Origin of the sequence: Enterobacter sp. UNJFSC 003, assembly GCF_036903355.1 — a bacterium.
Taxonomy (GTDB): Bacteria; Pseudomonadota; Gammaproteobacteria; order Enterobacterales; family Enterobacteriaceae; genus Enterobacter.
Genome location: NZ_JBAKHK010000115.1, coordinates 1 through 281 on the forward strand (window position 1 = coordinate 1; position 281 = coordinate 281).

Genomic DNA, 281 nt, shown 5'->3' on the forward strand with positions numbered 1-281 from the left:
GCCAACGCACAGCAAACCATGAACCTCTGGCGGGGGAAGACGACGATACGCTTCCGGTTCCCGTCTCTTTACAAGGGCGTGTAACAGGCAACAGCGGCGTTGATATTTTCGCCTAACGTCAGAGGTAGCACCGTAATCCGCGTCTTTTCCCCGCTTTGTTGCGCTCAAGACGCAGGATAATTAGCCGATAAGCAGTAGCGACACAGGAAGACCGCAACACATGACTGATTACGCGATAAGCAAGAAAAGCAAGCGATCGCTTTGGATCCCGATTCTGGTAT

Annotated in this window: 2 pseudogenes; both read left to right on the forward strand. The window is 52.3% G+C overall.

Annotation, left to right across the window (positions count from 1 at the left end):
* Positions 1-116: pseudogene (locus V5P19_RS23355) on the forward strand (flagellar hook-length control protein FliK); the annotation flags it as partial.
* 104 nt (positions 117-220) lie between these two features.
* Positions 221-281: pseudogene (fliL, locus tag V5P19_RS23360) on the forward strand (flagellar basal body-associated protein FliL); the annotation flags it as partial.